Source organism: Staphylococcus sp. HGB0015 (genome assembly GCF_000411275.1).
GTDB classification, from domain to species: Bacteria; Bacillota; Bacilli; order Staphylococcales; family Staphylococcaceae; genus Staphylococcus; species Staphylococcus schleiferi.
The window spans coordinates 484,747-510,320 of record NZ_KE150418.1 but is presented as its reverse complement, the minus strand read 5'-3'; the positions used below and the strand labels follow the sequence as shown (position 1 = coordinate 510,320).

The window sequence follows — 25,574 nt, the reverse complement described above, 5'->3', positions numbered from 1 at the left end:
TTTATTTCAATAACAAAGTTGGATACCTCATCAAAAAAGCTTTATGGCGTCCGTTAAGACACCATAAAGCTTTTTCTATTTTTATAGATTGTCATCCTCTTCATCTTCGCCAACTCTTAAAATCCTCAACGATCGGCGTTCAATACGTTTAAAACGATCAGCACGTGATTGTAGCGCAATCCGATCTCCTGCGAGAATCATCATAAACGAAATCATAATAATGATAAATATGACAATTAAAGGTACACCCGCAACAATAGATGCGGTTTGTAGTATTTCAAGTGCCTTTTCACCACCGACAAGCATTAACGAGAATGGAAGTAAGCATAAAGCAAACGCCCAAAATAATCGATTGGCTTTAATTGGTTCTCCTTTAACACGCTTTTGTGTTGCCGCTGCAACAATATACGACGCAGAGTCAAAGGTTGTCACCAAGAATAAAAAGGCTGAAATAATGAACAAGCCAATAACAATTTGTGGGAACGGTAAATGACTAATCACTTCAATAATCGTTGCCTCCGTGCCATGTGCATTTAAGTAATGAATCACATCAAATTGACCTGAAATTTGTAAATAAACAGCATAGTTACCAAAAATACCGAAGAACAGCACACAACCAAATGTACCGTAAACAATCGTTCCTAATATTACTTCTTTTAAAGTACGACCTTTTGAGATTCGCGCAATAAACAGACCGATAAATGGTGCGTAAACAATCCACCATGACCAATAGAAAATCGTCCATTGTTGTGGGAATTTTGTTTCCTCACGTCCGCCAATGCCACCGAACGGCTCCAACCAAGTGGCCATTTGGAAGAAGTTTTTCAACATATTACCGAAGCCAGTAACCGTTGTTTCCATAATAAAGATCGTTGGACCAACGATAAAAATAAAGCCAAGTAAAATGAAGGAAAGCCATACGTTCAAGTCACTTAAAACTTGAATGCCCTTTTTCAAACCTTGGTATGAACTATATGCAAATACAATTGTAATACATAAGAGCACGATACTCTTCACGACCATACTTGTACCATCTATACCAAATAGCTTTTCAAGACCGGCTGAAATCATAGGGACCCCTAAAGCCAGTGATGTTGCTGTTCCTCCAATAAGACCAAAGATGAATAAAATATCAACAAGTTTTCCTAAAAATTTGTCTGTCTGACCTTTCAATATTGGTCGACAAGCTTGACTGATTTTAAAAACAGGTTGCTTTTTCACAAATACGAGATATCCAATTGGTAAGGCAGGAAGTACATATATCGCCCATGCAATCGGTCCCCAATGAAACATACCATACATCGTCGCAAAGTTAAGTGCTTCGTCAGATAAAGGTTTTGCACCATGAGGCGGGCCTTGATAATAATATGCCCACTCGATGACACCCCAATATAATATATCTGAGCCAATGCCGGCACAAAATAACATGGATGCCCATGCAAAGTCACTAAATTCGGGTTTATCACTCGCACGACCTAAAGTCACTGACCCATATTTTCCAAATGCTATGTATAAAACAAAACAAAAAATCGCTAACCCCAATACGAGATAAATCGCCCCAAGTTTTGAAGTGACGAAATTATTCATCGCAACAACAACTGAACGACTCTGTTCTGGGAAGACCATCATCGGGATAACAGCCATTAATAATACAATTGCTGTCCCAATAAAAACAACCCAGTCCATTAGCTTATATTTTTTATGCACTTTAAAGCACCCCTTATTTAATTTTTAATCCCTTTGTTGTCCAATCTGCGATGTCTAAACGTTTTTTATACAAGAAATAGGTTATCTAAAAATAATAGTTAATGCAAATATCATACATAATCATAAGTTGCTCAATTTGAATATATATAACTTTCAGAGATTATAAATATTGTCAAAACGCCTTTATAAAGTACATTAAAATTGTTAAGAATTAATTTAACGTTTCTAATTATGTATTTTTATAACATTCAAATGAATAAATATTTATTTTCATTTCTTTGCCTTCTCTGCCATTTATCAGGATGTAAGAAGCGGTATTTCAGCATAAAAAAGAGGCTGAGACTTTCCATTGTCTCAACCTCTGAAGGTTTAAAATGATAAGACACACGCCGAAATATCATTTTAATATTGCATGTCTTTTTTAAATTCCGTATCTCTTTTAATAAAAATGGCTTTAACTGATTCTAATTAAAGCGATTTAAACGTTTCAATAATGAGATAAAAGTTTAAGATTGTTAAAAATATTGCCAGTGTCCAAGCGATGATATTGACCCAACGTTTATTAGTGAATGCCTCACCCATAATTTTGGGGTTATTCGTCGCGATCGTTAACGGAATAATACTTAATGGCAATGCAATACTCAAAAATACTTGGGTAAAAATCAGTAAATTTTCAATTGTTGATGGATTAGAGCCATAAAGCCATAAGCAAATGAACACCGGGATAACTGCTAAACCACGTGTGATAAGACGTCGAACCCACTGTGGAAAGCGTAAATTCACAAAACCTTCCATTACAATTTGTCCTGACAAAGTCCCTGTAATGGTAGAATTTTGTCCTGAAGCTAATAAAGCGACTGCAAACAATGTACTCATCACAGCACCACCAAAAGCGACAGAGACATGTGAAGTTAATAATGCATGGTGTAAATCATAAAATCCACCTAATGCTTTACCACTGCCAAAAAATAAGGCAGCACCTAATATTAAAAGTAAACAATTGACTAAAAATGCAAGCGAAAGTTGTAAATTCGAATCAATCGTTGCATATTTAATCGCATCTTTTTTCTCTTCAACTGAATCCCGTCCATATGCACGTGATTGTACGATTGATGAATGCAAATAAAGGTTATGCGGCATAATCGTTGCACCGATAATACCGAGTGCGATATATAAGGCACCGGGTTGTGTGACCACACCGCTTTGTGGGACAAAGCCACTTAAGACGCGTGGCCATGAAGGATTTGATAAATAAACTTCAAACACAAAGATGATAAAAACAGTCAACACAAGCACCGTAACAATAGCCTCTATTTTTCTAAAACCGAACTTAATAATCAATAATAGTAGCAAAACATCAAAAACAGTAATCGTTACCCCAAGCCATAAAGGAATATGGAAGAGTAAGTTCAATGCTATGGCACTCCCTATGACTTCTGCGATATCAGTGGCCATAATTGCCATTTCTGTAATAATCCATAAAATGACAGCTACTTTTTTATTTGTCATGTCACGTGTCACTTGTGCAAGATCCATCCCACTTGCAATACCGAGTCGTGCACACATACTTTGCAATAACATTGCGGCTAAACTTGAAATTAAAATAACAGACAGGAGGATGTAGCCGTACTGTGCCCCTCCTGCCATTGACGTAATCCAGTTACCGGGATCCATATACCCCACTGCGACAAGCGCCCCTGGTCCTAAATACATTAATGTTTTTTTCCATTTTGCAGCTTGGTTATCAAACACAACTGTACCGTTAATTTCTTCTAAGCTCTTACGCATTTGACTCATCCCTTTTCGAGCGGCTTACCTTTAAATCATTTTCTATTTAAAAAATAATTTAGGATTACCTAAATTGATAACATTATTATATATGCTTTAACATAAAATGAAAAGTAACACGTTTCACCTTTTACATTATCCGTATAATAATTGCTTAATATATCGCTATGGCATTTGACCCTTTATATTTTTTCTATGTTACCCTTTCTCAAGTGAAAATAATCTTTCTATCATGATGATTAAATTCATAGTTTGGCATAATAAACGTTGTGAATACAGCTTCTACTTAAATTGAATAGCGTTAAAATCTAAAGTTTACGTTCTTACTAAAAACGCGTGCATCACCCCTTTTATTTGATTTTCAAAAGCTTAAAACAGCAGTTTCTATTATTTTTTGAAAATAGAAATATCAAAAGGTGCATTAAACCTCATTTAAAATCCTACAGACAAAGAGAAAATCGAGATTCAAATGTAAAATAAGCATATATCAGTTTCTCAAAAAGCAATTGAACTATTCACTCCAAAATAAAAAAGCGCTAAGCTGACTTTTTCAATACAAATCAACTTAACGCATTTTTATTTCATTTTCATATCATATCGCTTTGTCGAAAAAGTACAACAAGAGCTGTCACTTTTCAATATTGGCAACAAGAACTAAACTTCCACTTATAGAAACAGCCACCATCATATGTCTACGCGATATATACTATCCATTTTCTCTTTTGGCACGTCTCCACCAACGATAAATCACAATAAGGGCCAGGATAACAAGAATTGCAATAAGTGCCTTCGAATAAAAACCGACATACTGTAGCACTTGTTCCATATGATCACCTAGTGCTGATCCTAAAAAGATCAGAAATATATTCCACACACCTGTCCCAAGTGCTGTGAAAATAATAAAAATCGGTAAATTCATACGTGTAATACCAGCAGGGATTGAAATCAAAGTTCTTAAAATCGGGACGAATCGTCCAAAGAAGATGGCCCAACGTCCATATCGATCAAACCAATGGATGGTTTTATCTAAATCTTTGCGTTTAATCCTTACATATTTACCGTATCGATCAATCCAGCGGTATAATCTTTCTTCACCAATCCATATTCCAAGATAATATAAGACAACCGAACCCGCTGTCGCCGCGACGACAGCTACCGCACATACCACTCCAAAACTTAAACTTGACTTTGTCGTCATAAAACCAGCAAAAGTTAAAACAACCTCTGATGGGAAAGGATGGATAATATACTCCACAAATATTAATAAAAAGATTCCTATGTAGCCATAATGGCCCATCACATCAACAACCCATTGTTCCATATCTTCACCTTTGATTCCTATATTGTTAAAACTTTCATACTCATCAAGTTTAACAGTCTATTTCTTCAATATTCAACTTATTACACTGCTTTATGATGCTTTTGTAAATTATTGTAAGCTATCGTCACAAAATGATAAGACAAGATCTTAGTCTCATTTTGATCAAAGAAAAGATTTTACATCAAATGGTTAGCTGCAGATATCTATGTTGTACATGTGCTCATATCAAGCTTTGCATCCAACTTATCTTTGCCAGGTCAGTCTACCCGGACACTGCCAGATAGGCTAACCGCCCTCTATTAATATTGTATTGTCGCCGTAACTCTTAATTGTGCGTCTGTTTTATTCTCATAAACATGATTAGTATTCGCATTAAAACTAATCGCTTGTGCAGCCTGAATTTCATAATGTGTCGCACCTACAGTTAGTGTTAGCGTACCTTCATTGACGATGATAAATTCTTTCGCGCCGTCTTGATGCGCCTCAGACTCTAAAACGCCTCCCGCTTCGATTCGCATACAAAACATTTCAAATGCATGTGCGTGATCATATGGAAAATAAGGATAAACCACGACAGAGTGATCCTCATTGTAAATCGGTTTAATATCTGCTTTATCAATAATCTGAATATGTTTATTATCTTGACTGATTAAAGACGTCAAAGGAATATGCAATCCATTCGCAAGCTTCCACAAAGTATTGATACTTGGATTCCCTGTTCCTTTTTCAATTTGGCTAATCATCGTTTTACTTATCCCCGTCATTTGAGCTACTTTATCTAAACTCAAACGGTGGATTTGTCTATAGTGCTGGAGGTTCTCAGCAACAACAGAATTAATATTCTCCATTTTTTAAGCCCCTTCTATTTACAATATATTGAACATTATGTACGATATGTTGTGTTCTTTATATAGAACGTTTCGTTAATTATATCAAAAAAGGCAGGCGTTTACACGATGGAACAACAATCGAATCGAATCAATTGGTTGCTTTTTATTGGCATCATGCTGATTGCAGCAAATTTACGTGCCCCTATCACCTCAGTAGGTGTAGTCTTACCAACCATTAAAGATACATTAAATTTAACAAATACAGAAGTCAGTTTCATTTCTATCATTCCATTACTCGCATTTGCGATTATTTCATCTCTTGTCGCTAAAGTCAGTCACCGCTTCGGTATGGAACGTTCATTGTTCTTTGCCATTGCATTAATTTTAATAGGCGTTGTTATACGCAGTGTGACCAATGTCAGCTTATTATATATCGGTACTATTTTAATCGGTGTCGGCATTGCATTTGGTAATGTCTTAGCGCCCGGTATAATCAAATCAAAATTCCCAATGCGTATCGGTATTATGACCGCGTATTATACCGTTGTCATGAATATTTTTGGTGCACTTTCATCATATGGCGCAGCACCTTTACTTAAATCATTTAACTATAATATTGCATTAGGTCTCATCGGTGTCGTGACTTTAATTGCTCTTATCGTTTGGACTTTCCAACTTCGTAATCATGAACAACAAGTGACCGTGGATACAACAGATGCCGTTAACGTTTGGAAATCCCCTCTTGCATGGCAGATTACATTACTAATGGGAGGGCAATCCTTAATTTTCTATTCTTTAATCAACTGGTTACCAGAATTCTTATTATCCTATGACATTCCAGTGACTTATGCTGGGCTCTATTTATCTATTTTACAACTGGCAATCATTCCGTTGACTTTCGTGACACCTTTATATGCCACAAAACTTCGTTCACAAGTGATTCCGACTGCATTTACAGGGGCACTATTTACAATAGGAATCTTAATCTTAATATTTTCACCTCATCTTGCCCTTATATCGCTCATTATTATTGGGATAGCGTTAGGTATCGCATTTGGACTTGTCAATACGTTCTTTAGTTTAAGAACTGAAAGTGGCCTTACAGCAGATAAACTAGCAGGGATGTCTCAAGCAGTCGGCTATCTCTTTGCATGTATTGGACCGCTATTTTTCGGAATCTTACATGATGTGACAGGCCACTGGGTATTCTCATTATTGATTCTACTGTTAACTGCCATCGCTGTTATGATTATTGGTGCACGTGCAGGACGTAATACAACGATTGAAGCTTCATTAAGAAAATAAGTTTTCATGCGTTCAAGACTATGAACGATGCCGTTAAGCTTTTCATATTCCATTTTACTTTTGAACACTAAAAAGGGAGCAAGCTGTCGTCTTAATCTTTGAGACGACAGCTTGCTCCCTCTTTTTTATGATCGTTATGCTCCCCATTTTTCCTCAAAATGGCCCACTTTCCAGACGAGTAGTGCAATAAGCCATGACAGTATGAGCACGATGACTAAAATATAGCCTAACCATCCAAAATCTAATTGTGTCAACCACCCTAAAAAGCCATGGTCCCAATGTTGTTTTTCGCCAATAAGCTGAATAATTTCAATACCACCTATAACAATTGCAGCAATGACTGAAATAGCGGTCATCGTCATATTGTAAAACAGCTTTCTAGCAGGACGCTCAAATGCCCAATGATAGGCATTTGTCATGAATACACCATCTAGTGTATCGAGTAAACTCATGCCTGATGCAAATAAGATCGGCAAAGCAATGATACCTAAAAATGGCACTGTATGTTGTGACGCCCCCGCTGATAACGCCAGTAAGGAGACTTCACTTGCTGTGTCGAATCCTAAACCAAATAAGAATCCTAAAGGAAAAACATGCCAACTTTGATTAATGAATTGAAAAAGTGGTCCTACAAAGCGCATGATTAAGCCTCTTGATTCAATCAATTCATTGATTTGGCTTTCACCAATTTCTTCATATTTCAATTTTCGGGATAATTGTATTAACTGAATCAGTATAACTAAGTTTAAAAGCCCAATTAATAATAAGAAAAATCCAGAAACCAATGTACCGATTAATCCACCTGTTGATTGAAAACCTGCTAAATGGCTTTGCGCCCAATGAACGGCTAACCCTAACATAACTGCCATTAAAAAGACCACAGTTGAATGTCCGAGTGAAAAATAAAAACCTACCCCCATAGAATTACGCTGTTGTTCTAAAAGTTTACGTACCGTATTATCGATTGCAGCAATATGATCCGCATCAAATGCATGTCTCAATCCTAATGTATAAGCGACCACGCCCATTCCAATGATGAGCGGATGACTCGCTCCGCCAATCATTAGAAAAACAACACCTATAATATGTAAAAGCAGAATCACCACAAAATAAGGAAGAGCAGCTTTAATACCTTTCGTTCTTTCCATATCTTCATCACTTCAATTCTTATTTTATAATAATAAAATAATACAACGAACTAAACAAAATTAAAAGTTTTTCCCATTATTATCAAATAAACTTTTAATGATTATATTTATTAGAGGGTTATTTTCGGCTTAAAATATAACGTCTTAATAAATACTGATGTTACGCACAAAAATAGCAATAGAGGCAACGATGATGGCACATGACATTTAACTCAATCGTCACCCAATCATCGACCTCTATTGCTTATAATAGGACATAGACATCAGATAGATGGCTCAGTCCATTTTATTATTTCATCATACGTGCCACATGTCATTCATGTTTAATGATAAATCCGGCTACCTTGTGCTTTAAATTCTTTTGCTTTTTCTTGCATGCCCTCTAATTGATCCTTATGTGCGTCTCGAATATTGTGTGAAATACGCATTGAACAGAATTTTGGCCCACACATACTACAGAAGTGTGCGACTTTAGCTGATTCTGCTGGCAATGTTTCATCATGATAGGCTCTCGCACGTTCAGGATCTAAAGACAAATTGAATTGGTCAATCCATCGGAATTCGAATCGCGCTTTACTGATTGCATCGTCACGTTCTGTAGCGCCCGGCAAGCCTTTTGCGAGGTCTGCGGCATGTGCTGCAATTTTATACGTCACTACACCTTCACGTACATCTTCTTTATTAGGCAATCCCAAATGTTCTTTTGGCGTCACGTAACATAACATGGCTGTTCCATGACTCGCAATTTGTGCTGCCCCAATTGCAGAAGTGATATGATCATATGCAAGCGCAATATCAGTGGTAAGAGGTCCTAAAGTATAAAACGGTGCTTCTTTACAGTAAAAATCAGCGAGCTCTTGGTTCTCTCTAATTTTATGCATCGGGATATGTCCCGGTCCTTCAATCATCACTTGGACATCGTGTGCCCAAGCGATTTCAGTCAATTCACCTAGCGTCTTTAATTCCGCGATTTGACTTTCATCGTTCGCATCATAAATAGAGCCTGGTCTTAAGCCATCCCCTAAAGAAACAGCGATATCGTATTGGTTTAAAATCTGACAAATCTCATCAAAATGTGTATATAAAAAGCTTTCTTCATGATGTGCGAGACACCATTGTGCCATAATTGAGCCTCCACGAGAAACGATTCCCGTTAAACGATTTACAGTTAATGGGATATAACGTAATAATACACCTGCGTGAATCGTAAAGTAGTCTACACCTTGTTCAGCTTGCTCAATTAAAGTATCTCGATACACTTCCCACGTTAAATCTTCTGCAATGCCATTTACCTTTTCTAACGCTTGATAAATCGGCACTGTTCCAACCGGCACCGGAGAGTTACGAATCAAATATTCACGTGTTGCATGAATATTTTTACCTGTCGATAAATCCATAATCGTATCTGCACCCCAATGTGTTGCCCACACGAGCTTTTCAATTTCTGCTTCAATAGAAGAAGATACTGCAGAGTTCCCTATGTTGGCATTAATTTTAACTTGGAAATTTTTACCAATAATCATCGGTTCAGACTCTGGATGATTAACATTATTTGGGATAATCGCCCGCCCTTTAGCAATTTCATCTCTTACAAATTCTGGACTGACATTTTCACGACAAGCAACAAATTTCATCTCTTTCGTAATTATCCCTTTTTTAGCATAATGCATTTGGGTAACTTGATGGCCTGCTTTGGCTCTTCTAGGTTGATATTGAAAAGGATGTGTCACTAAATTTTGATGCGACGCTGACTTAAAACCATTATCAATCGATTGCACACGACGTCCTTGATAATGTTCAACATCATGACGCGCTTCAATCCAGTTGTCACGCAATGCAGGAATTCCTTTCGTAACATCGACTTCGTAATGATCGTCATGGTAAGGGCCTGCTGTATCATACACCACGATTGGATCATTATGAAGTACTTCCGTGTCCATGATTGTGTCAGATAACTGAATTTTACGGAAGGGGACGTGGATATCAGGGTCGACACCTTCCTTGTAAATACGCTGACTTGCCGGAAAATTTTTCTTCAATTCAATTTGTTCTTGTTTCATTCCCTTTGCCTCCTAATTCATGCTCGAGGCCTTTAATTCAACTGAAAACCAAAGAAAATGCGCACTCTAGAAAAGCTGAGTGCGCATTAAAGAAACGAATATATTATGAAGTGGCAGGCGTCCTGAGATGGCTCGTTTCATTATGAAAGACTAAACCAAAATAGACAGCGTTTCAAAAAACCACTTTATCTTTTAAATCATTTCGTTTGCTTCCCTACGCTAGTATAATCTAGATCAGGTTCAAAGGGTTGAGGCTTGCACCTCTTTCAGCTCATTAAAGCACCCCTAGCAAGTTCATATTTAAGTTTTGCAAATTTATCGTAACACTAAAAATGTAATATGACAATTCATCTTAGAAAAATTGCTGTTTCTAGTATGCATTTCGTTACACCGATTGGTTTATAAACAAAGCTCAAATTATAAAATCGGTGAGACTAATTTAGCAATCGATTGTTTAAATTTAACCCAATTTGACCGGTTTTCATACCGTTCAGGTGTTAATTGTTTAGAGACTTTTAAATCTTCTTTAAATGCAGAAATCAATGATTCAGCAATATCTTGATTGTAAATCAACGCGTTCACTTCAAAGTTCAATTTAAAGCTTCGCGCATCCATATTAGCAGAGCCGACTGACGCCACTTCTCCATCGATAACCATCATTTTGGAATGAATAAAACCATTTTCGTACGTATAGACATTGACACCTTCATACATTAACAATGCGACCGTTGTCAATGTCGCCCAATGAACGAAAGGTTGGTCTGGTTTATTCGGAATCATTAGATGAATATCGACACCTGATTTTGCAGCAATTCTCAAAGCATTGACGAAGCCCACATCAGGGACAAAGTAAGGCGACTGCATATAAATAGTTGATTTCGCATTCATAATCATTTTTAAATACGCAAATTCGAGTTGTGGCCAATCTCTGTTCGGTCCACTCAGACCTAATTGCATAGCAACTTGGCCATCTTTACGCGCATTTTCTGGGAAATAACGTTCACTATAATCAAGTTGATATTCATCAGCAATTTGTGAGTTCCAATCGTGAATGAAACCAAGTTGTAACGCGTCCACACCATCACCTTGTATGCGTAGATGCGTATCACGCCAGTAACCCATCTTTTCATCTAAACCTAAATATTCATCCCCTACATTAAAGCCCCCCACATAACCGATATCGCCATCGATGACTACGTTTTTGCGGTGATTCCGATTATTGACACGAAAGTTAACGAAAGGAATAATTTTCGCGTGGAAAAACGCTTCAACCTCTACACCCGCTTCAGTTAAATCTTTTAATTTTGATTTTCTTAACTGTTTTGAACCTACCGCATCATAGAGAAGTTTAACTTCAAGCCCTTCCTTCGCTTTATCTTTTAATATTTCAAGAACAGACTTACCAAGACCATCTAGATTCAAAATATAGAATTCCATGTGTATATAGGTTTTGGCTGCTTTTAAATCTTGCTTCATCTTTTCAAAAAGTGCATGTCCATCAGTAAATGTCTTCACATGGTTATTTTCACTCAAAAAACTCACTTCACGTGTCAACATCATTTCCACTAAATCAGATTGCTTTTCTACAACAGGATTTTCTGTTTTAAAGGTGCGATCAATGAATTGTTGCTTTTGATTTTTGACACGCGTTCGCGCATCCTCGATTTCTTTTCCTTGTTCATGACGCGAGCTTTTCAATCTTACCGCTCGACCGAAAAACAAATACAGCAAGAAACCGAATATCGGCATAATAAATAGTAACAACAGCCAAGCCCATGTCGCTGTTGCTTCACGCCGATCCCGTTCCAAAAAGATAATAAACAATGCTAAAACAACATTTATCAGAAAAAAAATACCTGATACAATTCTGTATATCATGTTGACATTCGGATCAAATATGAGTTGCAATGGTGGCTCCCCCTTATCTATTTTTGAATGTCATCATTATAACGCAATTATTAGTTTTAAGCATTTAACTGAGCAATGAATAAATTAAATCAAACAAAACATGGCGAAAATTTTTCCATTTTCAATTCATTTGGGATAAACTAAAAGAAATCATCAAAGGAGGTTTTATAATGAGCTATATTGATTATATTCCGTCTAAAGATGGGACAAAGCTTTATGCTAAAATCACACGCGCAGAAAGACTTTTTGATTTTGAACTACCAGATGATGAAACGCTTGATGAACAAATTAATGTCATTATTGTTCACGGCTTAGCTGAACATTTAGACCGTTATGATAAAATTACTGACTTTTTAGTTTCAAATTCTATCAATGTTATTCGTTATGATCAACGTGGACATGGACGCTCTGAAGGTAAAAAAACACACTATGATCATAAAGATCAAATTATAGAAGACTTAGATGCAGTTGTTCAATATGTTAAAGACAACTTCGGTAATAAAATATACTTAATCGGTCACAGCATGGGTGGTTACAACGTTGCCTTTTATGGTACACGCTACCCTGGACGCGTGAATGGTATGATAACTTCTGGCGGTGTCACTAGAGATAACAATCGTTTCTTTGCAGAAGCATACGGCGACAGACAAACACCACCAGACACGTATTTTACTAACGTTTTATCAGAAGGCATTTGCTCTGACCTCAATGTGGTTAGAGATTATATCCACGATGCACTCGTTCCAAATGAAATCTCGATGGGCCTTACTTATGCCATTGTAGATGGTATTCTCGAACTGAAAGAAAACCCAGATGCATTTGTAGATGATGTTTTGGTTTTACACGGTCAAGCAGACCCTATCGTTAATCCAAAAGATTCATTACAATTTTATGACGAAATTGCTTCACAACATAAAGCAATACGTATTTATTCAGACTTACAACATGAAATTTTTAATGAATCTAGCTATAATGACCTCATTTTCCAAGACATCGTTCAATGGATCTACCTAACGGATGAACGCCAAAGTGGCACTACGTTTTAAATGATTTCGCTTTAAACATCTCACATTTTTTAACTCGCTATAACATGCAAACGAGCCCGAAGTAACATCTTGCTACTTTTTTGGGCTCTTTTTTATGTCAGTCTCCCACTATCTCTTCTGACTTCCAACACAAAAAGTATCCCATCACTTGTCATTCCACGGCACGCGTTGTACATTGAACATAGTATAAGTCGTATTTATACAACAACTTCAATATAAGGAGAAATTTATGAAGCACGTTTACTTTAACCATGATGGCGGTGTAGATGACCTCATTTCACTGTTTTTACTTTTACAGATGGAGGATATTCAGTTAATTGGAGTCAGTGCGATTGGCGCAGATAGCTATGTTGAGCCTGCAGAGAGCGCTTCTCGTAAAATTATTAATCGTTTTTCTCGTTATCCTCTAGATGTCGCCGCTTCAGAAGAACGAGGTAAAAATCCATTTCCAAAAGACTGGCGTATGCATGCCTTTTTCATGGATGCCTTGCCTATCTTAAATGAACGGGTCCCTGTACAATCACAGTTAAGAACGGTTCCTGCATATCAAGATATCATCGATCGTCTTGAAACTTCTGAGACATCCGTGACGTTATTATTTACAGGACCTTTAACGGATTTAGCGAAAGCATTACAAGTCGCTCCTCATATTACTGAAAAAATTGAACGTCTCGTTTGGATGGGCGGTACATTTTTAGAACGCGGTAATGTGGAAGAACCTGAACATGATGGAACGGCAGAATGGAATGCATTTTGGGATCCAGAAGCAGTAAAAACTGTTTTTGATAGCACGATTCCAATCGATATGGTCGCACTTGAAAGTACAAACCAAGTGCCATTAACGCTTAATATCCGTCAAATGTGGGCAGACGAACGCCACTATCCGGGTGTTGACTTCCTAGGCGTCAGCTATGCAGCTGTGCCACCTTTAACACATTTTCAAACGAATTCGACTTATTTTTTATGGGATGTCTTGACGACAGCTTATGTGGGTCAACCTTCACTGGTCAAAAAAGAGGAAGTAAAAGCTTCCGTTTATACAAAAGGACCTAGCCAAGGTCGAACTTATTTAGACGATCAAAATGGACGTCTCATTCAAGTGATCAATCATGTTGAACATGATGCATTCTTTAAATACATTACAGAGCTTGCTAAAAAAGTCTAAATATATTGATGATCAAATATATTCTCAATAAAACGACATGCCTGAGATATGATTTATTTTAGGTTACAAAAAAGCTTTTAAATCATTAAAAGGATGGTAGAGACCGGGATTGCGTATGCGCTGTTATCTTGCGCTGCGCAATCCTTGTTATCTTTGAGGATAGGAACTGTATAAAATAAGAATGAATACAGCATTGCTTAAAGTTGTTCTATCACATTTATGAGGATGTCCGCCCTCTTTTAATCTTACTACTCTCTTTTAAAGGGTACATCTGATGATATAAAAAAGTACTGATTACAATGCATAGTATTGGCAAAATCAATCCCAACACACGTATCCCCATTTGCGTTTCAATGCGCTGATGCTGATTTGGAATAAAATGAAATAGCGACATGCCAGCACCAATCATGAGACCCGATAACGCATGTGCCGCTTTAGTCATGAAAGTATACATCGCAGTATTTAAACTGTCGTGGCGTCGTCCAAATTGCATTTCCCCATCATCAATTACATCCGCAAGCATAATTGTCACCATACCTAGCATGAATCCCGTACCGATTCTAAGAACCATTCCTCCAAATAAAACCCATCCCAATTGATGCGGTGCTACAAAACCAGAATATAACATCAAAGCAAGACCACTAATGATGAATAACATCGCGCTATTAAACGCATTTTGACGTCCTACATGTCGTATCCAAAAAGGCAAAAATAATAGCGCAAGCATTTCGACAAATAGCATACTGTTAAAATATGCAAAATATTGTTCAATATTGATGACATACTTGAAATAATAAATAAGTGTGCCATTAAGCAACTGCATGCCTAAATTAAAAGACAAGAGTAATCCCATCATAGCTAATAAAGCATGATGACGAAAAAGCATTTGTTTGATTTCTTTAAGACGTAATCGAGGGATAGGCTGAACTTTAACTGACTGATTTTCTGGAACACCTATGAGCGTCACTCCAATTGTCACTACAAAAAGCACACTACATAAAAGCGCCACAATAAACATACCAACTGAAAGATCTCCATGACCTAAAATGTGACTCAAACGGTCAATCAAATACAACCCCCATGTTCCAACAATAAAAGCAGCTAAACTCGCAAAAAAGCGTGGAATCACAGACATTGTCTCACGTTCTCTTGAATCTTGTGTCAAATTCGGCAGCCACGCCCAATAAGGAATATCCATCATCGTATAAGTCATTCCCCATAATACATACATCACTGACACATAAACATACATCATGGGTTGAGGAAATTCAAAGTTCGTAAATAACAAGAGTGTGATTAGTGCATTTGTCACTGTCCCTATCCCTAGCCATATTTTAAACTTGCCAAAACGATGCTGTGTTCGATCGACCATCATCCCCATAAACGGATCATTGACGGCATCCCATATTCTTGCAATAAAAAAAAGAAACCCCACAAAAACGGGGGATAGTTTGATAATATCCGTCACATAAAACATAAAGTAAATACTGACTAAATTAAATACAGCATCTTTACCGACGGCACCTATTCCAAATGATAATTTTTGAACTTTCGTTAACTGCGCTTTCAAATTGAATCCCCTTTTTCGATTTATAGACAGAAGCATTATTAAAAATATCATAATTCTCTCATCCATTACATTGCGCTATGATGCCACAATCAGTGATTATGCTTCCCAAAAAAGAAGTAAGACCTGAACACGTAAAATCTACGTATTCTGCCTTACTTCATCTATAAGTTGATGGCTATGATTCGAAAAAACTAAACCAGCCTATTTTTACATTCCTAATAATGATCGGATTGTCAGACCGACAATGACCGTCGTCGTAATTAAAAAGAAACCAGGAATTAAGAAACTCGTTACTTTCGTTGTCCGTGTTTCGTCAACATCGACAGCAAATAAAATCGTTGGTTGTGCAGGAATAACGAAGTTCACGTTTAATGTCTGTGCAATTGCAATAAAGAAAGTCGGTGGTATGCCGAGACTCAACACGATTGGCACGACAATAGATGCGGTCGCAGATTGAGAAATCACAATCATCGCCACTAAAGCGACAAGTATAATCATGAGCCAAGGTGCTTGTGAAACGAGGCTTCCGATACCATTTTCCATCATTTCTCGATTAGCATGTGCACTAAAAATGGTAGCCCCTAGCCAACCTGGCCCTAACACCGCAAAAATTGCACCAATGGCTGCTTGTGCAATATGTGTGGTTAAAATCTGATTCGGCTGAACTTTCACTAAAAGAAGATTAATCATTGCACTCGTATACATAAATAGTTGGACAAGATCGGTCATTTGTAAATGAACCGTTTTACCGTCTACATGGAATGTAGGTCCGATTTTCGGAAAAATACCGAAAGTTAAAATACAGATGACTGCTAATATAAATGTAAAAACACCCCATTTAACGCGTTTATCAAAAGTCTTAACCTCTTGTTTATCTTCAATAATCATTTGTTGTAACATCGTTTGCGCTTGCGCTTCACTTATTTTTGTTCGACCTACAAATGTATTAAAACAGCTGAGAATCAACATACTGATTAACGCCGTAGGTAAAACGATGGAGAGGTATTGCCCCATTGTAATCCCTAGACCTGCAAACTCTGAAATCATATAGGCAGTTGCTGAAGCCGCTGGACTACATAATAAAGCAATATTTGCTGTTAGTACGGAAGCGGTAAGTGCCTTTTTAGGCTGGATACGCGCTTTCAATGCGGTTTTAGCGATAATTGGTTCTAAAGATAACGCAATATTAGTTGTCCCAATACCAAACACAAATACAAAAACAATCATCGGTGCGATAAAGATAATTGATTTTGGAAAACGTTCAATCATTTTTGAAGCAAGTTGAACTAAATAATCAATCCCACCTGTTGCTTGAAGTGTACCGCCTGCAATTCCAATAGATAAAATAATCAGCACAGCCGTAACAGGGGCAGAACCAGGAGGTAAACCAAACCCAAAAATCATAATTAATTGGGCAAAAAGTGCAAAAATCCCACAACCCAATGCGCCTGCTGTTCGTAGACCCAAAACAATTGCGAGTATCATAATCAATATTTCTATCGCAAAAAGAAGCATTCTTTTTCTTCCTCTTTTCTAAATTTTCATGTGAATATTTTAGCATATTTAAATGAGCAGTTTAATATATAAATAAAGCGATAAATGGCTAAATTGTAACAATTGAAAAAATAAAAAGAGAACACAAACAACGGTATCAAGTCGATAACGTCGTTCACGTTCTCTCATTTATTGTATCATTTACGTTGTAATAGAGATGTTCTACTTCAAAGTTTGGATAAACTGACGAATTTCTTCTGACATTTCCTCATCTTTCAAAGCGTACTGAATCGTCGTTTTGACAAAGCCAATTTTTTCACCGACATCAAAACGTTCCCCTTCAAAATCATAGGCAAAAACTTGTTCAGATTGATTCAAACGCTCAATCGCATCTGTTAATTGAATCTCTCCACCTGCACCTTTTTCTTGATTTTCAAGATAATCAAAAATGTCTGGTGTTAGCACATATCTTCCCATAATCGCTAAATTTGATGGTGCTGTACCTGGCGCTGGTTTTTCCACAAATTTTGTCACTTCATATAAGCGATTGTCTTTTGATTTTGGATCAACAATCCCATAGCGGTGCGTTTCTTGTTCCGGTACTTCTTGAACACCAATGACAGATTTACCCGTGCGGTCATACTCTTCAATCAATTGCTGAATCGCAGGTGTGTCAGATTCAACAATATCGTCACCTAATAATACGGCAAAAGGTTCGTTTCCAATAAATTGTTTGGCTGTCCAAATTGCATGACCTAAACCTTTTTGCTCTTTTTGGCGTACATAAAACATGTTCGCTAAATTTGTAGAATGACGCACTTTTTCCAATAACGCATCTTTACCTTTTTCAGCTAAGTTATTTTCCAATTCCACTTGGTGATCAAAATGATCTTCAATCGCACGTTTATGTTTCCCTGTCACGATAATAATATCTTCAATGCCAGCACGTACCGCTTCTTCAACAATATATTGAATTGTTGGCTTATCTAATATCGGTAACATTTCTTTCGGCATTGCTTTAGTCGCAGGTAAAAAACGTGTACCTAACCCCGCCGCTGGAATAATCGCTTTTTTTACAGTCATAATAAACTTCCTTTCTACGCTAAGACTTTCCCATTAAAAAGTCTATCCCATTTTTCCATTAATTTTTCAGAATGATATAATTCGATAATTGTTTTTCTACTTTCTTTTCCGTACTGCTTAGCTAAAGCTTCATCATTGATAACTTTTAAAATCTTATCAGCCATACCAGATATATTTTGATTTTCGATTAAGTAACCATTTTCTTCGTGTCTGATAAAGTCTGAAGGTCCATATTTAATATCAAATGCAATCACAGGTTTTTCTAGTAACATCGCTTCAATAATGCTAAGACCTTGCCCTTCAAATTGAGATGTAGATACGACACAACCAAAGTCTTTAATTTTATCAGTTGCATTATCGGTATAGCCTAATAATTTAACATTTTTCTCAAGCTCATTTTCTCTTATTAAACGTTCTAATTTATTTTTCTCTTCTCCATCACCATAGATGTGAAATTCTATTTCATTATCCTTTTCCACAACTTCTTTTGCTACTTCTATTAAGTATGGTAAACCTTTTTGTGGTACTAGTCTGGAAATATGTCCAACCACTTTTCGATGTGTAGTTTCAGGGATTTGGTCTGTGATGTTAATAAAATTACTAATGACAGAAACGTTATCAATTTGGTATTCCTTGATAATATCTCTATTTTGCGCTTCAGTGAGACAAATAACACCAGCAATTTTTTGTGCATTTTTCAATATATAATCTTCTTTTTCCTTAACTGCACCACTATTATCAAAATTCTTGTGATGATTAATATGAATTACAGCAAATTTCTTTGCAGCTTTATGACGAGTCGCTAGCATTTTTGGAAAACTACCTGGCCCATCACAAATCATAATATTCTTCTTATCATCTTTAACTAATTCATCTAAAAAATATGTACAAAATCCTACATTATTTTTAAATTGCTTTTTCTCATTGATCAAATATGTTTGACCGACGCTACCATTTTTGGCATTGATTTGTCTATATAAATAGAGATAGCACTTACTATCAAAAAATTGCTCAGCTATTAATTTATTTTCGTGATTAAACACATCAATTTTTTGAATCTTTTCTTCACGATAATAAATTCTTTTAATCCTTTTATTGTTTTCAAAAATATCTAAGAAGCTTGTATTCTCAAAAGATTTTTTATAAGACACGTATTCGCCAGTTTTTTGATTGAAATATCTAGAAACAGATTGACTTTCTTTTATCTCAACTGTTCCTTTTAATAACTGGTCTATAGCCTTATATAACGTTGGATTTCTTTTGTTTTTTGATTGATCTGCTTTAGCTTTATAGAAGTCAAAAGGATTCAACATTTCAGTTCTCTCATCCATCTTCCTGGATTTTTTTAATGCTTGAATAATTTCTGGATAGTCAAATTTGTAATCAAATGTAACAATGTTACCAGCAATTTTGTTGTCATAGAAAACTTTACTCCTTGTTAACATGGCAGTCGTCATACCGCCTTTATTAACATCCAATTCATGGACAATCATAAAAACTTTTTTCATTTAGTACACCCCTAATCTTCAAAATAATATCTTTAGCACTAGTTTTTATTTTTTGAATTTTCAATTAATTTAAGTTTTATTAAAATATGCATTATCTATTTATTCCTTAAAGTCATGAACAGGAAGCAATCTGATACATCCGATTGTTTTAAGTTGAATTGGACTCTAATAATAATGAGTAGTATGCATATAACACGATTAACATGGCGCATATCATGCATCATTTAAGTTGCTATTGACTGTCCTTTTCTCCCTTTTACTCTACTGTTTAGCTTTACGATATACTTATAGCAGTTGATTATCGCATCGTTAATCAATTGAGCTTTATTGCTCATTCCCTACTCGCACCGTTATAAAACAAATATGCAGATTTTAAAAAACACAATAATTAGTGTGCGTCTCTATGTGCTACTTTTAATTATAACATCACTCACATTTTGATTGGTATACAATTCAAGTATTCTTTGTCCCAATGAGAAAATAGAAGTAAATCCAATAGTTTTTCTTATCACTTTTTTAAAGAGATACATACAACAATAACTATTTACATCTCAAATAAAGTAAAATAAGATAGCACTTAGCCCTAGCTAAAAAGCTACCTTATTCATTAAATCGAATTCCTCTATTTTTTAGTTTCATCCTTTACTGTGCCTTTAATTGTGCTTTTTGTACTATCAGTGACACGACCTGTAATAGAACCTGTTTGTTTTTCAGACATATTTTGCACCTCTTTTCTATAAAGTCAAATTAAAATCAATTATTTTAATTACAACATTATCCTTTAAAACAATCAAATCATATGGTTATTTAATTATACGTATTTAACATAACGCTCTACAATCTTATTAAAAATCGTTAAAATAGTTTTAATACATATATAAGGAAGAACGTCTCATGATGAAAAAATGGATATGTTGCTTTGCGTTACTTTTGCTTTTTGGTTGTCAACAAGACCCTTCACGATTTCAAGATGCACTCACTGTTTATTCACCCTACCCACAGGATTTAATTCGGCCACTTTTGAAAGATTTTGAACAGCAGTATGATGTGAAAGTAAATCTTATTGAAGGTTCAACACAAGTGTTACTTTCAGATATTCATCGAACGCCATTAGAAGCACGAGGGGATGTGTTTGTGGGTGGCGTATTAAGTGAAACCATTGATCATTCAGATGATTTTGTCCCCTACCAAGTGTTTGATGTAGACAAATTCCATGATTTTCAATCCAAAAATCATTTAGTTACACCTTTTATGTTGATGCCTACGGTGATTGTTGTCAATAAAGATTTAATAGGGTCGATTCCGGTCAGAGGTTATGAAGATTTATTGCGACCTGCACTAAATGAACGTGTTGCTTATTCTAACCCTTACACGACTACGACAGGTTACCAACATATGCGTACTTTATATCACTTACATCATAATACGCAAATAATTAAGCAGTTTCAGCACCATGCCGTGCAATTGGAAAAGTCTTCTCAAGTCGTAGAACAGGTTGCGACGGGGCGTTATGATGCAGGCTTAAGCTATGAACTGGATGCACGTAGATGGATGAAAAAAGGTTATCCCTTAAAATTAGTCTATCCTACTGAGGGGACTGTAATTAATATAGATGGCATCGCACTCGTTCATAATGCGCACCCAAATCCAAAAAGAGAAGCACTCGTCAAATATTTAACGGGTCGTGCAGTTCAAACCCGTTTAGCGCAAGAATTTGGTGTCAAACCGATTCGCAAAGACGTGGCAGAAGTTTCGGAAACAGGCACATTAAAACTTAAAGATATCCCTGCTATTTCTGAATCCGAATTGCCCCATGACACACATCAAGCTTTTTTGGAGCGTTTAAAATGAAAACTTACAAACCTTACCGTCAACAATTACGTCGCTCTTTCTTTCTCTCAACGGTCATGCCCGTCTTTTTAGTGATGCTCATTGGCATAATTAGTTTCTATACGCTTTATATTTGGGTGGAGCATCGTACGGTACAACAGCACGTTAATCAAACACAGCACGCTATTGTTCAAGCTTCTCAACAGACAGAATTAGATATTTCAAAATTGAAGACAACATTTAAAGAGCTCAACACGACTGATTCGCAAGATTTGACGGCATTGAACCGGATGTTATTTAAAATGATTCATGAACAACCCGGAACACTTTATTTTGTTGTGACACAACATCATCAGCAGGTAACGACAAACAATTATGAAGATCAACGACTCAATACACTTTATCTGCTTAACACATATAACGTTACATTTAAAAATGGTCCTGCATCTATCCAAATATACTTGGCACAAACGCCACGTATCGATGAAATTTTAAAAGATTCTGGCCAATCTACAGTCATCGTGGATCGTTTTGACAACATTTTATTTACAAATTCTGAACACTTTCGTCTCGATGATAAATGGCAACCTCCTCAATTTGGTTTTATATCGGATGCAGTCAAAATCAATCAAAACGGCGATCGATTGATTCAATTTAAAAATATCCATGACACCTTAGAGGATGGGATCATACTGCTCATTATTATGGGACTTGTGCTAATTTTGTTTATCTTATTCGGACTGTTTAATGCACATAACATGGCGAAAAGGCAAACCCAAGATATTGAAGCAATTATTCAACGGATTTACTATGCGAAAAATCGTCATCTCGGTCGCTACCAACCTTTAGCACAGCCGAGTGAGCTCGAGGAAATCAATACCTATATTTATGATTTGTTCGAATCAAATGAAAAATTGATACACTCTATCGAAAATACGGAACAACGTTTACGTGAAATTCAATTAAAAGAAATAGAGCGCCAGTTCCAACCGCATTTTCTATTCAATACGATGCAAACAATTCAATATTTGATTACCCTATCCCCTCAACTCGCACAACAAGTGGTGCAGCAATTATCCCAAATGCTCCGCTATACGTTACGCGTTAAATCTAATCACGTCCAAATCAAAGATGAACTTGATTATATTCAACAATACGTCGCAATTCAGAATGTGCGTTTTGATCATATGATTCACTTAGAATACGAAATTCAAAGTGATTTATATACTGCACAAATCGGTAAAATGATGATTCAGCCTTTAGTTGAAAATGCCATCAAACACGGCCGTACGGATGATAAACTTTTGATACGTATTCGCATCACTGAAAGCAAGCACGCACTCCGTGTCTTTGTTTCTGATAATGGACAAGGAATGTCTAAAGAAAAATGCAAGGAAGTAAGACATTCACTGAATGAAAGCGTGTTTGATACTGAACATTTAGGCTTAAATCATTTAAATCATAAAGCACGTATTCGTTACGGAGAACAAGCGCGATTACGTATTTTTTCAACACCTTATCAAGGCACCCTCATCGCTTATCAACTACCAAGGGAGGCGTCATCTCATGTATAAAGTCGTGATTTGTGACGATGAACGAATCATAAGAGAAGGGCTGAAACAAGCCATTCCGTGGAATGAATATCATTTTTCACATGTGTTACTAGCGAAAGATGGCATCGAAGGGTTATCACTGATTCGTGAATATCAACCCGAATTAGTGATTACCGACATTCGGATGCCACGCATGGACGGTGTAAAATTGTTAGATGCGATTAAAGATTATGATTGCAAGAAGATTATTTTATCGAGTTATGATGATTTTGAATATATGAAAGCTGGCATTCAACACCATGTCTTAGATTATTTATTAAAGCCTATCGACACTTCACAATTAACTCAATTATTAGCGCAATGGGCAACAGCATTCCAACCTGTACACCCTGCTGCACAATTAGAAGTTTTTCAACCATTGATGAAAGTTGAATATGGTGATTATTATGTCAATGTGATGATTCAACAAATACAACAGCGTTTTCATCAAAAATGTCACGTTTCTGACCTAATCGCTCCCTTACCTGTAAGCGAATCTTATTTGATGCGTACATTTAAAGAACATGTGGGTATTACAATTCTTGATTATTTAAATCGATATCGAATTTATCAATCACTTTCACTATTACAAAGTCAAAATAAACATTATGAAATTGCAGACAAAGTTGGTTTTTCAGAGTATAAAACATTCAGTTATCACTTTAAAAAGTACTTAAATATGACACCGAGCGAATATGCGAAACAACAGTAAAAGTATTCGTTCATAAAAAAAGAAAAGGCAACTCGAAGTGTAGAAAGCCAAATTCAGCTTTTACTGGGATCGAGTTGCCTCTATTAATCTCATTTATAAATGTAAGCTTCTAATTTTCTTTTCTTCAAAATATGCGACAATACCAAGGAGTATAATACCGATAAATAATGCAGCGTAGAATACGATAAATACGTCTGTCCATCCACTTAACGTATAGCCAAAGACATTTAAACCGTTTCTTTCCGGGTCAGCAATGGCAGCTAAACCTACTTTAGCCATAGAATCGCCAAATAAATATGCAAAGGATCCCGTCATTCCATTTGCTACACTAATCGCATTTTTAGGAACAAATCCTGTTAACGATACACCGATTAACAACTGTGGACCGAAAATCAATGCGCCTAATGCAAAGAGTGACACGTTAACCATCGTTACACTTGTTGCATTCGTATAGAATAAGACCACGAACGTAATTAAGAACATACAGCCAATTGCGACGATAGCACGACGACCTTTTAACAAGTCAGAGATGTATCCCCATAATAAACTTGCGACAAGCGCACCCATTTCAAAATAGAATATCGTGTTAACTGCGTCTTCTTTTCCGAAATGTAATTGTTCAGAAACATAAAGTGGTGCCCAGTTATCAATACCGATACGCACAATATACACAAACACATTAGATACACATAAAATCCAGATAACCGGATTTTTCAAGATATACTTTTTGAAAATTTCCCATTTTGTCATACTTTGTGCGTCAATATTTTCTTGATCTACAGGTTCTTCCCAAATTTCTTCTGCACGATTCCATCCTAATTCTTCTGGATCATCTTTACCGATAAATAATGTGACAACACCAATAATTAACGCTATAACAGCTGGGAAAATAAACATCCCCACAACGCTACCATGGAAAAACATATTTGCGCCCCATAGTGCAAGCGCCCCTGCTATTGCACCACCGATATTATGTGACGTATTCCAAAAACCGAGATAACGCCCTCGTTTAGTTCGCGGTGCCCATCTAGAAATCGTTGAGTAACTTGCAGGTCCACCGACGGATTGAAAAATACCGTTTAGTCCCCAAAGTACAATAAATAAACCTAAAACTGAACCAAAATAACTTAACACGAAGCCCATAATTAATACAGTTATCGCAGAAAGGATTAATAAAAATGAAATAATTTTTTTCGTGTTACGTCCATCAACAAAGTAACCTAATAGTGTTTTCCCTAGGCCATAAGTAATACTAAATGCTAATCCAATATAACCTAATTCTAATGTAGACAACCCGATTTCTTCTTTTAATAAAGGTTGAGCTGCTTTAAAGTTGTTTCGAATTAAGTACATGGCCATATATGCGAGAAATACGACGAAAAAGGCTTGTAAAAAGTTACGTAACCATAATTTTCGTTGCATAGATAACGGTATGCCTTTGTTAGGAATCTTTTTAATATCAAAAAAGTTCATGCCCTTCACCTCTTGTGTTCACTTTAAATTCACT

General features: G+C 36.3%; 18 protein-coding genes and 1 riboswitch. Of the genes, 6 read left to right on the top strand and 12 right to left on the bottom strand.

Going from position 1 to position 25,574, the window contains the following annotated elements:
- Positions 1 to 81 precede the first annotated feature (81 nt).
- From HMPREF1208_RS08855 to HMPREF1208_RS08840, 4 genes are all read right to left on the bottom strand, one after another.
- Positions 82 to 1,686, bottom strand: coding sequence for a BCCT family transporter (locus tag HMPREF1208_RS08855; protein WP_037559562.1), 1,605 nt, complete (start codon positions 1,684 to 1,686; stop codon positions 82 to 84).
- Between the two features lie 489 nt (positions 1,687 to 2,175).
- Positions 2,176 to 3,495: an Nramp family divalent metal transporter gene (locus HMPREF1208_RS08850; protein WP_016426035.1), complete on the bottom strand. Its 1,320-nt coding sequence runs from the start codon at positions 3,493 to 3,495 to the stop codon at positions 2,176 to 2,178.
- A gap of 706 nt (positions 3,496 to 4,201) precedes the next feature.
- The gene (locus HMPREF1208_RS08845; protein WP_016426034.1) at positions 4,202 to 4,816 is read right to left on the bottom strand and encodes a DedA family protein; all 615 of its coding nucleotides are present in this window, start codon (positions 4,814 to 4,816) and stop codon (positions 4,202 to 4,204) included.
- Between the two features lie 299 nt (positions 4,817 to 5,115).
- Entirely contained in the window at positions 5,116 to 5,664 is a 549-nt protein-coding gene (locus HMPREF1208_RS08840; RefSeq protein WP_016426033.1) for a helix-turn-helix domain-containing protein, read from the bottom strand.
- 108 nt (positions 5,665 to 5,772) lie between these two features.
- On the opposite strand from HMPREF1208_RS08840, the gene HMPREF1208_RS08835 reads away from it, so the two are divergent.
- Positions 5,773 to 6,951 carry a CynX/NimT family MFS transporter gene (locus HMPREF1208_RS08835; protein WP_016426032.1) on the top strand — a complete coding sequence of 393 codons (1,179 nt, stop codon included), beginning with the start codon at positions 5,773 to 5,775 and terminating at the stop codon, positions 6,949 to 6,951.
- Between the two features lie 134 nt (positions 6,952 to 7,085).
- Here HMPREF1208_RS08835 and HMPREF1208_RS08830 read toward each other — a convergent pair whose 3' ends face one another.
- The 3 genes from HMPREF1208_RS08830 to cls all read right to left on the bottom strand — a co-directional run bounded on the left by HMPREF1208_RS08830 (position 7,086) and on the right by cls (position 12,067).
- Positions 7,086 to 8,099 (bottom strand): HoxN/HupN/NixA family nickel/cobalt transporter, encoded by a 1,014-nt coding sequence (locus tag HMPREF1208_RS08830; protein ID WP_016426031.1) that lies wholly within the window; start codon positions 8,097 to 8,099, stop codon positions 7,086 to 7,088.
- 323 nt (positions 8,100 to 8,422) lie between these two features.
- Positions 8,423 to 10,159: a phosphomethylpyrimidine synthase ThiC gene (thiC, locus tag HMPREF1208_RS08825; RefSeq protein WP_016426030.1), complete on the bottom strand. Its 1,737-nt coding sequence runs from the start codon at positions 10,157 to 10,159 to the stop codon at positions 8,423 to 8,425.
- Between the two features lie 194 nt (positions 10,160 to 10,353).
- Positions 10,354 to 10,456: riboswitch (TPP riboswitch) on the bottom strand.
- 120 nt (positions 10,457 to 10,576) lie between these two features.
- On the bottom strand, positions 10,577 to 12,067 hold the full coding sequence (gene cls / locus HMPREF1208_RS08820; protein WP_016426029.1) for a cardiolipin synthase: 1,491 nt from the start codon (positions 12,065 to 12,067) through the stop codon (positions 10,577 to 10,579).
- 170 nt (positions 12,068 to 12,237) lie between these two features.
- On the opposite strand from cls, the gene HMPREF1208_RS08815 reads away from it, so the two are divergent.
- Both HMPREF1208_RS08815 and HMPREF1208_RS08810 read left to right on the top strand, forming a co-directional pair.
- A complete protein-coding gene (locus HMPREF1208_RS08815; RefSeq protein ID WP_016426028.1) occupies positions 12,238 to 13,113 on the top strand; it encodes an alpha/beta hydrolase in 876 nt (291 codons plus the stop codon).
- Positions 13,114 to 13,342: 229 nt separating this feature from the next.
- Complete coding sequence (locus HMPREF1208_RS08810; RefSeq protein ID WP_016426027.1) at positions 13,343 to 14,278, top strand: nucleoside hydrolase; 936 nt, start codon at positions 13,343 to 13,345, stop codon at positions 14,276 to 14,278.
- Positions 14,279 to 14,495: 217 nt separating this feature from the next.
- Here HMPREF1208_RS08810 and melB read toward each other — a convergent pair whose 3' ends face one another.
- From melB to HMPREF1208_RS08790, 4 genes are all read right to left on the bottom strand, one after another.
- The gene (melB, locus tag HMPREF1208_RS08805; RefSeq protein WP_016426026.1) at positions 14,496 to 15,848 is read right to left on the bottom strand and encodes a melibiose:sodium transporter MelB; all 1,353 of its coding nucleotides are present in this window, start codon (positions 15,846 to 15,848) and stop codon (positions 14,496 to 14,498) included.
- A gap of 207 nt (positions 15,849 to 16,055) precedes the next feature.
- Positions 16,056 to 17,363, bottom strand: coding sequence for an anaerobic C4-dicarboxylate transporter family protein (locus tag HMPREF1208_RS08800; protein WP_016426025.1), 1,308 nt, complete (start codon positions 17,361 to 17,363; stop codon positions 16,056 to 16,058).
- A gap of 201 nt (positions 17,364 to 17,564) precedes the next feature.
- Complete coding sequence (galU, locus tag HMPREF1208_RS08795) at positions 17,565 to 18,425, bottom strand: UTP--glucose-1-phosphate uridylyltransferase GalU (RefSeq protein ID WP_016426024.1); 861 nt, start codon at positions 18,423 to 18,425, stop codon at positions 17,565 to 17,567.
- Between the two features lie 14 nt (positions 18,426 to 18,439).
- Positions 18,440 to 19,933, bottom strand: a complete 1,494-nt coding sequence (locus tag HMPREF1208_RS08790; RefSeq protein WP_016426023.1) for a glycosyltransferase — start codon at positions 19,931 to 19,933, stop codon at positions 18,440 to 18,442.
- 897 nt (positions 19,934 to 20,830) lie between these two features.
- Between HMPREF1208_RS08790 and HMPREF1208_RS08785 the strand changes: the two genes are divergently transcribed.
- Genes HMPREF1208_RS08785 through HMPREF1208_RS08775 form a run of 3 tightly spaced genes read left to right on the top strand, consistent with a single transcriptional unit; the run spans position 20,831 to position 24,067 of the window.
- Complete coding sequence (locus HMPREF1208_RS08785) at positions 20,831 to 21,784, top strand: extracellular solute-binding protein (RefSeq protein ID WP_037559561.1); 954 nt, start codon at positions 20,831 to 20,833, stop codon at positions 21,782 to 21,784.
- Positions 21,781 to 23,337, top strand: a complete 1,557-nt coding sequence (locus HMPREF1208_RS08780) for a sensor histidine kinase (protein WP_016426020.1) — start codon at positions 21,781 to 21,783, stop codon at positions 23,335 to 23,337. Before HMPREF1208_RS08785 ends, HMPREF1208_RS08780 begins: the two co-directional genes overlap by 4 nt.
- Positions 23,330 to 24,067: a response regulator transcription factor gene (locus HMPREF1208_RS08775; RefSeq protein ID WP_016426019.1), complete on the top strand. Its 738-nt coding sequence runs from the start codon at positions 23,330 to 23,332 to the stop codon at positions 24,065 to 24,067. Before HMPREF1208_RS08780 ends, HMPREF1208_RS08775 begins: the two co-directional genes overlap by 8 nt.
- Positions 24,068 to 24,160: 93 nt before the next feature.
- On the opposite strand, the gene uhpT is transcribed toward HMPREF1208_RS08775, so the two are convergent.
- Positions 24,161 to 25,540, bottom strand: a complete 1,380-nt coding sequence (gene uhpT, locus HMPREF1208_RS08770) for a hexose-6-phosphate:phosphate antiporter (RefSeq protein WP_016426018.1) — start codon at positions 25,538 to 25,540, stop codon at positions 24,161 to 24,163.
- Positions 25,541 to 25,574: the final 34 nt, after the last annotated feature.

What these genes read in the sequence shown, in the direction of transcription:
- uhpT (WP_016426018.1), bottom strand. Translation starts at nt 25,540, where the DNA reads ATGAACTTTTTTGATATTAAAAAGATTCCTAACAAAGGCATACCGTTA.
- HMPREF1208_RS08775 (WP_016426019.1), top strand. Translation starts at nt 23,330, where the DNA reads ATGTATAAAGTCGTGATTTGTGACGATGAACGAATCATAAGAGAAGGG.
- HMPREF1208_RS08810 (WP_016426027.1), top strand. Translation starts at nt 13,343, where the DNA reads ATGAAGCACGTTTACTTTAACCATGATGGCGGTGTAGATGACCTCATT.
- HMPREF1208_RS08800 (WP_016426025.1), bottom strand. Translation starts at nt 17,363, where the DNA reads ATGCTTCTTTTTGCGATAGAAATATTGATTATGATACTCGCAATTGTT.
- HMPREF1208_RS08855 (WP_037559562.1), bottom strand. Translation starts at nt 1,686, where the DNA reads ATGGACTGGGTTGTTTTTATTGGGACAGCAATTGTATTATTAATGGCT.
- HMPREF1208_RS08850 (WP_016426035.1), bottom strand. Translation starts at nt 3,495, where the DNA reads ATGCGTAAGAGCTTAGAAGAAATTAACGGTACAGTTGTGTTTGATAAC.
- HMPREF1208_RS08845 (WP_016426034.1), bottom strand. Translation starts at nt 4,816, where the DNA reads ATGGAACAATGGGTTGTTGATGTGATGGGCCATTATGGCTACATAGGA.
- HMPREF1208_RS08785 (WP_037559561.1), top strand. Translation starts at nt 20,831, where the DNA reads ATGAAAAAATGGATATGTTGCTTTGCGTTACTTTTGCTTTTTGGTTGT.
- HMPREF1208_RS08780 (WP_016426020.1), top strand. Translation starts at nt 21,781, where the DNA reads ATGAAAACTTACAAACCTTACCGTCAACAATTACGTCGCTCTTTCTTT.
- HMPREF1208_RS08790 (WP_016426023.1), bottom strand. Translation starts at nt 19,933, where the DNA reads ATGAAAAAAGTTTTTATGATTGTCCATGAATTGGATGTTAATAAAGGC.
- thiC (WP_016426030.1), bottom strand. Translation starts at nt 10,159, where the DNA reads ATGAAACAAGAACAAATTGAATTGAAGAAAAATTTTCCGGCAAGTCAG.
- HMPREF1208_RS08830 (WP_016426031.1), bottom strand. Translation starts at nt 8,099, where the DNA reads ATGGAAAGAACGAAAGGTATTAAAGCTGCTCTTCCTTATTTTGTGGTG.
- HMPREF1208_RS08840 (WP_016426033.1), bottom strand. Translation starts at nt 5,664, where the DNA reads ATGGAGAATATTAATTCTGTTGTTGCTGAGAACCTCCAGCACTATAGA.
- galU (WP_016426024.1), bottom strand. Translation starts at nt 18,425, where the DNA reads ATGACTGTAAAAAAAGCGATTATTCCAGCGGCGGGGTTAGGTACACGT.
- HMPREF1208_RS08815 (WP_016426028.1), top strand. Translation starts at nt 12,238, where the DNA reads ATGAGCTATATTGATTATATTCCGTCTAAAGATGGGACAAAGCTTTAT.
- HMPREF1208_RS08835 (WP_016426032.1), top strand. Translation starts at nt 5,773, where the DNA reads ATGGAACAACAATCGAATCGAATCAATTGGTTGCTTTTTATTGGCATC.